Annotated in this window: 8 protein-coding genes; all 8 read left to right on the top strand. The window is 34.2% G+C overall.

Translation table 11 applies throughout. The features are described 5' to 3' along the window. Nucleotides 1-251: IS30 family transposase (locus A9G38_RS12650; RefSeq protein ID WP_176713237.1), on the top strand; the 251-nt coding region annotated here is incomplete at its 5' end. 282 nt (nucleotides 252-533) lie between these two features. Further along, nucleotides 534-1,607 carry an HlyD family secretion protein gene (locus tag A9G38_RS06715; protein WP_034912991.1) on the top strand — a complete coding sequence of 358 codons (1,074 nt, stop codon included), beginning with the start codon at nucleotides 534-536 and terminating at the stop codon, nucleotides 1,605-1,607. Between the two features lie 13 nt (nucleotides 1,608-1,620). After that, nucleotides 1,621-4,419 (top strand): ribosome-associated ATPase/putative transporter RbbA, encoded by a 2,799-nt coding sequence (gene rbbA / locus A9G38_RS06710; RefSeq protein WP_051634240.1) that lies wholly within the window; start codon nucleotides 1,621-1,623, stop codon nucleotides 4,417-4,419. 5 nt (nucleotides 4,420-4,424) lie between these two features. Then, entirely contained in the window at nucleotides 4,425-5,555 is a 1,131-nt protein-coding gene (locus A9G38_RS06705) for an ABC transporter permease (RefSeq protein ID WP_034912995.1), read from the top strand. A gap of 140 nt (nucleotides 5,556-5,695) precedes the next feature. Further along, nucleotides 5,696-6,247 carry a topoisomerase DNA-binding C4 zinc finger domain-containing protein gene (locus A9G38_RS06700; RefSeq protein WP_051634241.1) on the top strand — a complete coding sequence of 184 codons (552 nt, stop codon included), beginning with the start codon at nucleotides 5,696-5,698 and terminating at the stop codon, nucleotides 6,245-6,247. Between the two features lie 397 nt (nucleotides 6,248-6,644). Further along, nucleotides 6,645-7,622: an HlyD family secretion protein gene (locus A9G38_RS06695; protein ID WP_034913000.1), complete on the top strand. Its 978-nt coding sequence runs from the start codon at nucleotides 6,645-6,647 to the stop codon at nucleotides 7,620-7,622. 43 nt (nucleotides 7,623-7,665) lie between these two features. Next, nucleotides 7,666-8,826, top strand: a complete 1,161-nt coding sequence (locus A9G38_RS06690) for an ABC transporter permease (RefSeq protein WP_051634242.1) — start codon at nucleotides 7,666-7,668, stop codon at nucleotides 8,824-8,826. Beyond that, nucleotides 8,823-10,013, top strand: coding sequence for an ABC transporter permease (locus tag A9G38_RS06685; RefSeq protein WP_034913003.1), 1,191 nt, complete (start codon nucleotides 8,823-8,825; stop codon nucleotides 10,011-10,013). Before A9G38_RS06690 ends, A9G38_RS06685 begins: the two co-directional genes overlap by 4 nt. The last annotated feature ends 141 nt before the right edge of the window (nucleotides 10,014-10,154 follow it).

Raw genomic sequence — 10,154 nt, 5'->3', positions numbered from 1 at the left:
ATTATTTAAACACCACCGTGTACTTTGCGGAGCCTTATAAAAGCTGGCAAAGAGGCACAAATGAAAACACCAATGGCTTAATACGTCAGTTTATACCTAAGTCAGCGGCCATTTCATTAGTTGACGACAAACAGATAAAGAAAATACAATATCTGTTGAACACACGCCTAAGAAAACGGCATAAGTTTAAAAGCCCTGCCGATTTTTATTCTAAGGAGTTAAGAAGAATTGCACTTCATGGTGTAATCTAGGAAATATAAAATAATAAGTCTTTTATTATAAATAACTTATCAAGTTGCAATGAGCATATCAGCTTTATTGCATAATATAATGATGTTATTAATTTCAAATCTATAAATAAAATATAAAACCATCCTGCTTATTTTTTTAGCTTTTATTGCGATTGTTTTATGAACAGATATTATTTGCCATAAACATTTGATACTATTTAAACGATGCAATTGATTAGGCCATAACGATTTGTTATCTCGTTAAAAATTATTATGAATCGTTTTAAAAAAATAAGGTGTTATATGAAAAATATAAGCAGGAAATGGATTGTTATTGCAGTTGTTATTATTTCTATTATTTTTATTTTATGGCAGCAATTAAAAACTGATGGGTATGGTTCAGATTTTATTAGTGGCAACGGACGTATTGAAGCGACTGAAATCAATATTTCAGCTAAATTAGCTGGTAGAATAGAAAAAATTAATGTTGATGAGGGCGATTTTGTTAAAGCCGGTCAAGCTTTAGCCGTCATGCAAACTGATACCTTACAAGCACAACTTAATGAAGCCCAAGCACAATACCGCCAAGCGGTTAGTAATGAAGCAAGTGCTAAAGCGCAAGTGGCATTAAAAATGAGTGATAAAGTTGCAGCGCAAGCAGGCGTAAGCCAAAAGGAAAGTGACTTAGATATCGCCTCAAAACATTTACAACGAACTACCGCACTATATCAAAAAGGTGCAATATCTATTCAACAATTTGATGACGATACTGCTAAAGTAAACAATGCTAAAGCAGCACTAGATTCAGCCAAATCACAAGTTACTGCCGCTGACGCAGCGATTGCAGTAGCCGAAGCGGGGGTTGATAGCGCCACATCGGCAATCAATGTTGCAAGTGCTAATATTAAAAGAATTCAAGCTGATATTGATGATAGTACTTTAAATGCCCCTGTTGACGGTCGTATTCAATACCGAATAGCACAATTAGGTGAAGTTTTACCTTCAGGCGGAAAAGTATTAAATTTAGTTAATTTGTATGATGTTTATCTTACATTCTTTTTACCTGAAACGGTCGCAGGTAAAGTGGGTATTGGTGATGAAGTGAGATTGATTTTAGATGCACTACCAGATAAAGCAATTTCTGCCAAAATATCGTTTGTATCAAGCGTTGCGCAGTTTACGCCTAAAACTGTTGAAACTAAAGATGAGCGTCAGAAATTGATGTTTAGAGTAAAAGCGCAATTAAGCCCTGAATTATTAAGATGTTTTATAAATCAAGTTAAAACAGGTTTACCAGGTGTAGCTTGGGTAAAACTTGATCCAAAAGCTTCGTGGCCGTCAGGCTTATCTGATATTGCAAAATGTCCAACAAAATAATTGGGGATAGCATATGTCAGAATCCGACAATAAAGATTTAGCTTTATCAACCGAAGCTAAATCGTTTGATGATGCAGTGGTAAAAATTAGTGATGTATCACTGCATTATAAAAAGAACCTTGCTCTTGATAATATCACTTTAGCTATACCGCCAAGATGTATGGTTGGATTGATAGGACCAGACGGTGTTGGAAAATCAAGTTTATTATCATTAATTGCTGGTTCGCATCTTATTCAAGATGGGTTAGTATATGTATTTGACGGTGATATGAAAGATAAAACACACCGTAAAAATGTTTGCACACGTATTGCTTATATGCCGCAAGGGTTAGGCAAAAACCTTTATCCTACTTTATCCGTTGAAGAAAATTTACAATTTTTTGCTCGTCTGTTTGGTAATGATGCGGCCGAGCGTCGTCACCGTATTGATGAATTAACGCGTAGTACTGGGTTATATCCATTTTTATCAAGACCGGCAGGGCGACTGTCCGGTGGTATGAAGCAAAAAGTTAGCTTATGTTCGGCTTTAATCCACGATCCTGATTTGTTAATTCTTGATGAACCTACAACTGGGGTGGATCCACTTTCCAGAGCCCAATTTTGGCAGTTAATTAACAAAATTCGTGAACAAAGACCCCAAATGAGTGTGATTGTTGCAACAGCCTACATGGACGAAGCTCAAAATTTTGATTGGTTGGTGGCAATGTATGGCGGTAAGATTCTTGAAACTGGCACACCAAAATCCTTACTAGTAAAGACAGGAAAAGATAATTTAGATGATGCATTCATTCAGCTAATGCCAGAAAGTGCTAGACAAGGTTATCAAACTGTCGAAATTCCACCTTTAGATCTTAATAAAGATTTGCAAACAGCCATAGAAGCAAAAGATTTAACTAAACAATTTGGTAATTTTATCGCAGTTGATCATGTTAATTTTTCAATTAAACAAGGTGAAGTATTTGGCTTTTTAGGTTCAAATGGCTGTGGTAAATCAACCACCATGAAAATGTTAACGGGTTTATTACCGATTTCATCAGGAAAAGCATGGTTATTTGGTAAACCTGTTGATGCTAGTGACATTAACGTTAGGCGTCATTTGGGGTATATGTCTCAGGCATTTTCTTTATATAGTGAATTAACGGTCAAACAAAATTTAGTTCTACATGCACGCCTGTTTGGTATTGAAGAAAGTAAAATACCTGCCCGCGTTGAAGAATTACTAAAACGTTTTGGTTTAGAACAAGATGCAGAAAATCTACCCGATAGCTTACCTTTAGGGGTAAAGCAACGGCTTTCATTGTCAGTTGCTGTTGTGCATAATCCACAAATTCTTATCCTTGATGAACCAACATCCGGCGTTGACCCCATTGCTCGAGATGATTTTTGGCGTTTAATTATCGAACTGTCTAGAAAAGATAAAGTAACAGTGTTTATAACAACTCATTTTATGAATGAGGCTGCAAGGTGTGATAGAATCTCATTAATGCATGCAGGCAAAGTATTAGCAAGCGATACTCCTGATCACATTATTAGCTCTAAACATGCTAAAACATTAGAGGAGGCCTTTATTAACTATCTTGTTGATGCAGGTGCTGATGATAGTAATGCAGAAGAACACTCTGTTGAACCACCAAAAGAAATACTCAATCAAGAAACAAAAACATTACCAAATCATCATGTTCAAGGGTTTAGTCTTAACCGTATGATAGGTTGCTTATGGCGTGAAACACTTGAGTTATCTAGAGATCCTTTACGAGCATTATTAGCGTTATTAGGTTCAGCAATTTTAATGTTAGTTATGGGATATGGTATTACGATGGATGTTGAAGATCTGAATTTTGCTGTACTTGACCGAGATCAAAGTGTAATTAGTCAAAATTATATTCTTAATTTATCTGGTTCTAAACGTTATTTTATTGAAAAAGCGCCAATTACAGATTATAACGATATGGATGCGCGGTTAAAAAGTAATGAAATCGCTTTAGCAATTGAAATCCCTCCCAATTTTGGTCGAGATATACAACGAGGTGCTCCTGTTGATATTGCTATTTGGATTGATGGGGCAATGCCGCTACGAGCTGAAACAATTAAAGGTTACGTTCAAGGAATGCATCTTGCTTGGCTAAGTGAAAAAGTAAAAGAAGTAACAGGAAAATCCTCAACTAGTTTGGCAAATATAGAAACAAGATACCGTTATAATCCTGATATTAAAAGCTTACCTTCCATGGTACCGGCTGTAATACCAATTTTATTATTGATGATTCCATCTATGCTGGCGGCTTTATCGGTTGTGCGTGAAAAAGAGATGGGTTCAATTATCAATTTATATGTAACTCCAGTAACTAAAGCTGAATTTTTGCTAGGTAAACAAGTGCCTTATATCATTATTTCCATGTTTAGCTTTTTATTATTGTTATTTATGGCAATTACCATTTTTGCTGTTCCCGTAAAAGGAAGTCTATTTACTTTATGCCTTGCTGCCTTTGCTTACTGTATTATTTCAACGGGTTTTGGTTTGTTAGCTTCAACTGTTACTCGTAGCCAAATTGCCGTTATCTTTTTAACTTGCGTAGGTACAATGCTACCAGCAATTCAATTCTCCGGATTACTCAATCCTGTCGCATCTCTAGAAGGTGGTGGTCGTTATATTGGTGAAGTTTATCCAACAACACATATGCTAATTATTGCTCGCGGTGTGTTTAATAAAGCACTTGGTTTTATGGATCTGCACAATTCAATATTTGCTTTATTGGTCACAATCCCCATTGTTCTTGGGGCAAGTATTTTTCTTCTTAAAAAACAAGAAGGATAGATATTATGCAAAGTTTAATTAATATTTATCGCTTAGGGATTAAAGAGTTATGGGGTCTATTGCGTGATCCTATCATGTTGTTGTTAATTGGCTATTGCTTTACCTTTGATATTTACATTGCCGCAACAGCTACTTCTGATTCGTTGCACCATGCTTCGATTGCAGTTGTTGATGAAGATGACTCACCGTTATCACGGCAAATTATTGCAGCATTTTATCCGCCAATGTTTAATGATCCCGTTAAATTATACTCAATGAATGATGTTGATCATGGTATGGATACGGATAATTATACGTTTGCTTTAAATATTCCGCCTAATTTTCAACGTGATGTGCTAAATAGTCAAAGTCCTGAAATTCAACTTAATATTGATGCAACACGAATGGGGCAAGCATTTGTTGGGAATGGTTATATAACACAGATTGTTACTGGTGAAGTGACTGAATATGTTAATCGTTACAGTAAGGCAACTAATTTGCCCGTTAATATACAAGTGCATACTGCATTTAATCCTAATTTAACGCGATCTTGGTTTGGTTCAGTCATGGAAATTATTAATATTGTGACAACATTATCGATTATTTTAACTGGGGCCGCCTTAATGAAAGAGCGGGAACATGGTACGATTGACCATCTCCTTGCTATGCCTGTTACCCCTTTTGAAATTATGCTCTCCAAAGTATGGTCAATGGGACTTGTGGTATTAATATCAACATGGGTGGCATTGTTGTTAGTTGTTCATAGTTGGCTAAAAGTACCAATTGCAGGTTCGGTAAGCTTATTTTTGATTGGAGCTGCATTGCATCTTTTTGTTACAACGTCACTTGGGATATTTATGGCAACAGTAGCAAAATCCACTGCGCAATTCGCAATGTTACTAATTTTAGTTTTATTACCACTACAAATGCTATCTGGGGGTAGTACTCCGCGTGAAAGTATGCCTGAAATTGTGCAAAACATTATGATGTTTGCTCCAACCACGCATTTTGTTGAATTAGGGCAGGCAATACTGTATCGAGGTGCTGGTTTAAGCGTGGTTTGGACTTCATTTGCGTGGTTATTGGTAATTGGTACTGTATTCTTTTTAATTGCTTTAAGACGTTTTCGTAGTTCAATTGTAAATATGGGCTCATAATGTCCTATATTTTATTGCAAAATTAGTTGTAAGGATTACTCGTATTGTTTACAAAAATTTGAGAAACGACATAATATGGATACTAAGAATTGAATAGTTACGTAATATGCTGTTAAACATCAGATAACAGAATTATAAATATGAATAAATTTATCCAATGTAAAATTTGTGAAGGGCATTATGTTATACGAGACGGAAAATATGGGATATTTGCAGGTTGCTCCCGTTATCCAGTTTGTAAATCAACTTTAAAGATCCCCGAATTAGTTTATGAATTCATTCGTAAATATGGTGTCAATATTTATCAATGGCAAAAACAGTGTTGGAAATGTCAGCAAGAAACGCCAGTCTATTCATACTATTTGTATTACGAGCTATCCGAATTAGATCCAATTTTTTCTGTATTACACGGGATTGGAGTCGGTGATATTTCCAGTATTGATCGCCTGCTTAGCTTAAATGTACCAACTGTTAAAATGAAGTACAGTAAAACACTCAATGAACATTATATGGCAAATGTTTGTCTACATTGTGGAGCCATACAAGGTCATAACTATGTAGTCACTGATCCCCATGAAATCATCAATTCACTGTGGCATAATCATGATATGAATAACTATTTCTTTAAAAACTTAAAAATTGATACAAGCACATTATTAGGTGAATTGAAAAGATGTATGGAATGGAGCTAATATTCTCATGTTTTGTCTGAAATCATCACCTTTAATACCAGTATACTAATTTAGTAAATATCAACAACCCTATTTTCCATCGATATTACCGTGTTCACAGTGCTCAATCATTGCTTAATATTCATTTATCCCTTATCGTTCTGTTTTAATAAGATATGATAATGATAAAGGAATTATGCCTGCATGTTATCTCTGGGATTCATATTTATGCGGCTACCAATGCATTGTTGATTAATATATAAATACAAAAGATCATCAGTTCATAACAAAGGATAAATATTTTTTAATCGTTAACACATATAACAGTATATATTTTATTGCGTATTTAAGTGTTTGGCTTTATATTATTTTCAATACTAATATTGCAATTTTGCTTTAACCTTTATAAGCCCAATTTATGCATAAAAAACGTTTTTCTTTGATTGTAGCGATCATTGCTGTTATTACTATGGTTGTTATTATATATTTTGCTTATCAACCTAGTACTATTATTTTGCAAGGTGAAGTTGAATCTAATCGTGTTGATGTTGCTGCCAGAGTTCAAGGTCGAGTAAACCAATTTAATTATGATGTTGGTGACGATGTTAAGCAGGGTGAAGTTCTTCTTACTCTTTCAAATCCTGCATTGTTAGCTCAGCTTGCAACAGCAGAAGCGCAATTAAAAGTAGCAATGGCGAGTCGTGATAATACTTATAGCACTAGACCAGAAACAATTGATGTGCAAAAAGCGCAGTTAGATAAAGCTAAATCAGATTTAGATTTAGCTCAAACTAGCTATGAAAGAATTAATCGTTTAGCTAAAAATGGCACTGTTTCAAAGCAAAGCTATGATGAATCCTTTAATCAATATCAAGCGGCCATTAAAGCTTATGAAGCCGCTAAAGCTAACTTATCACTAGCCGAAAACGGTAGCAGTGTAGAACAGAAAAAATTAGCCGATGTGCAAGTTGAACAATCAGAAGCAGCATTGGCGCAAGTAAAAGCTGATGTTAATGAATTAACTTTAGTTTCTCCAATTAACGGTCAAATTACGACTCGAGTCGCTGAAACAGGGCAATTATACAGTCCAGGTACTCCGCTTTATTCTATTATTGATTTAAATGATATTTGGTTTACTTTTAATATACGTGAAGATTTGCTGGGAAACCTTAAAGTTGGTGATATGTTTCAAGTAAGAGTACCGGCATTAAATAATCAGATTATAGATGTTAAAGTCACTGTATTAAATGCTTTAGGTCAATATGCGAATTGGCAGGCGACTAAAGCAACGGGTGATTTTGACTTAAAGACTTTTGAAATGCGTGCTAAACCAATTAATAAAGTGTCAGGTCTCCGCCCAGGAATGAGTGTTACTACAAAGTGGCAATCTCGCTAGCTTGAATAATATCGAGATTTTACACAAAAAAGGAACGATATTAATGCATCACCGGCTATTTCAAGTAATTGGATGGGAACTTCGTAAATTAATTAAACAACGTATTTTGTGTTTATTAGTTTTCATCTATCCTTTATTATTTATTTTTTTATTTGTTTATATGTATCATGCCGGTGTTATTACTCAGGTACCTATTGCTGTTGTTGATCAAGATACAACCAAATCATCTCGCTTATTGATTCAACAAGTTGCTGCTTCACCTCAACTACAGGTAGCTGAACGTTATCAAGATCTTACCTCAGCTAAACATGCGTTGATTAAAGGTGATGTTTATGCTGTGCTTTTCATTCAGCATGAGTTTGAAAAAGATCTTATAGCTGGTCATCAGCCAGAAGTTGTCGCTTTTTATAATAATCAGTATATGTCAGCTGGAACGATTATTTTTCGGGCGATGAGTTCCGCATTGAAAACAGCAAATAGTCAAATAGTATTGCAAGGATTATTAGAAAAAGGAATTGCTTCACCAGTAGCACAAAGCCAAATGCAAACTATACCGACAAGTTTACATCCTTTATATAATCCAACTTTAAATTATCTATATACGTTAATTAGTGGTTTAATTCCTACTATATTACAAATCATTATTATGATGGCCATGGTTACTAGTATTACTCGTGATCGTTTTACTGGAACGGGGTATCAGCAAATATTAAAATTAGCTAATCATAATATTTTTATCTTTTTATTAGGACGCATTATTCCTTATTTTATCTATTTTTTATTTTGCTTGATTCTATTTGATACGGTTTTAATTGCTAATTTTAATTTACCTTTAAATGGACATTTAATATTGCTTATACTTGGTGATATAGGCTTTATTTTGACTTCATGTTTGTATGGCATTTTCTTTGGTTTAACGGGATCAACACTAGCACAAGCTTATGGCACTGCAAGCTTAGTAGCATCACCAGCGTTTGGATTTACTGGGCTTATTTTCCCTCGGATTGCAATGAATACCTTTGCTTATATTTGGAGTGCTTTATTACCTGTAACATGGTATATACAAATTCGTCTTGATCAAACATTAAGATCGCCAAATATAGTAACTTCCTTACAACCGTTTGTTTATTTAGTGATCCAATTAAGTGTTATGGTTATTCTTGTTTATCTTTTTTTACGAAAGATCCGTAGGCGGTTGATATGATTAAATCTTTACTATTAATTTCCTATGATGAATTAAAACGAATTTTCCAAACCAAAGCGATAGTTAGCGTTATGTTTGTGGGAATATTTATCTATTTCATCTTTTACCCACAACCTTATTTACATGAAGCAATCCGAGATGTTCCTATTGCTGTTATTGACCAAGATAATACCAATTACAGTCGAGATCTAGTAAGACAACTTGATGCTAATAAGTCCATCAATATAGACTTACATATTGCAGACTTAGAAACGGCTAAAAAACTTATCGAAGAACGTAAAATATATGGAGTTGTACTCATACCTTACCGTTTTCAAAAGAATATATTAGAAGGAAAAACTAGCCCAGTGTCATATTATGGCGATGCGAGCTATATTTTAATTTATAGTAATGTTGCTACCGCCATTAATACCGTTGCCAGTAATTTTGGCGCTAAAATTTCAATTTCACGCAAAATAGCGCAAGGTGTCGATCCTGCAGTAGCAAATAATAATGTTTCTCCTTTTAATAGCCAGTTAATTAGTTTATTTAATCCTCAATCAGGATATGCAACCTATATTATTCCAGCCGCTTTTATTTTGATCTTAAATCAGACATTATTTATCGGTAGTATTTTATGCCGTCTATTTAGTAAAAATTCTGATTTTGAAATAGCTTTTGTTAATAAACAAAATCACACGGTTTCATCGGCATTATTACTGCTTTCTGGTAAATTATTGACTTATTTAGTACTTTATTTAATCTATTTTATTATTTATACCGTATTTGCTAACTATTGGTATGACTTACCGCGCCTAAGTCATCTATCTGTTTCCTTACTATTTATTCTTCCTTTTATTTTGTCCACTTCGTTATTAGGTAAAATTGTTTCACATTTTGTCCATACGGTAAGTGATGTGTTTTGCTTAATTATACCGTCAAGTATGATTATCTTTTTTGTTACAGGATTATCTTGGCCAAAAGAATTGATGCCTCCTTTGTTCCATTTTATTGGCTATATATTTCCAGCTGTACCAGCTATAGTTGGGTCAGTAAAAATAAATCAAATGGGAGCATGTTTTTCCGAATTTAGTCAGCAATATTGGCATTTGTGGATATTAACCATTGTCTATTTTTGTATCGCATTTATTTTAGAAAAACGTTATGTTCAAAAGATAATGTCGACGAATGCTAGGAGAGAAAATTAAATTAGCAATAGTTCATTTATTATAAATAATCAAGTAAAAAATTGATTGATACAACAACGTCAGCAATGGCACTAATTTGCAGCTGTATTAATATGTTTGAATTTCTTTTTTAGCTTTATGATAAAGCTCATTTGTTATATA

The sequence above is a fragment of the Gilliamella sp. Imp1-1 genome, assembly GCF_001690415.1.
In the GTDB taxonomy this organism is placed as follows: domain Bacteria; phylum Pseudomonadota; class Gammaproteobacteria; order Enterobacterales; family Orbaceae; genus Gilliamella; species Gilliamella bombi.
This window is presented reverse-complemented; position numbering and strand designations above follow the sequence as displayed.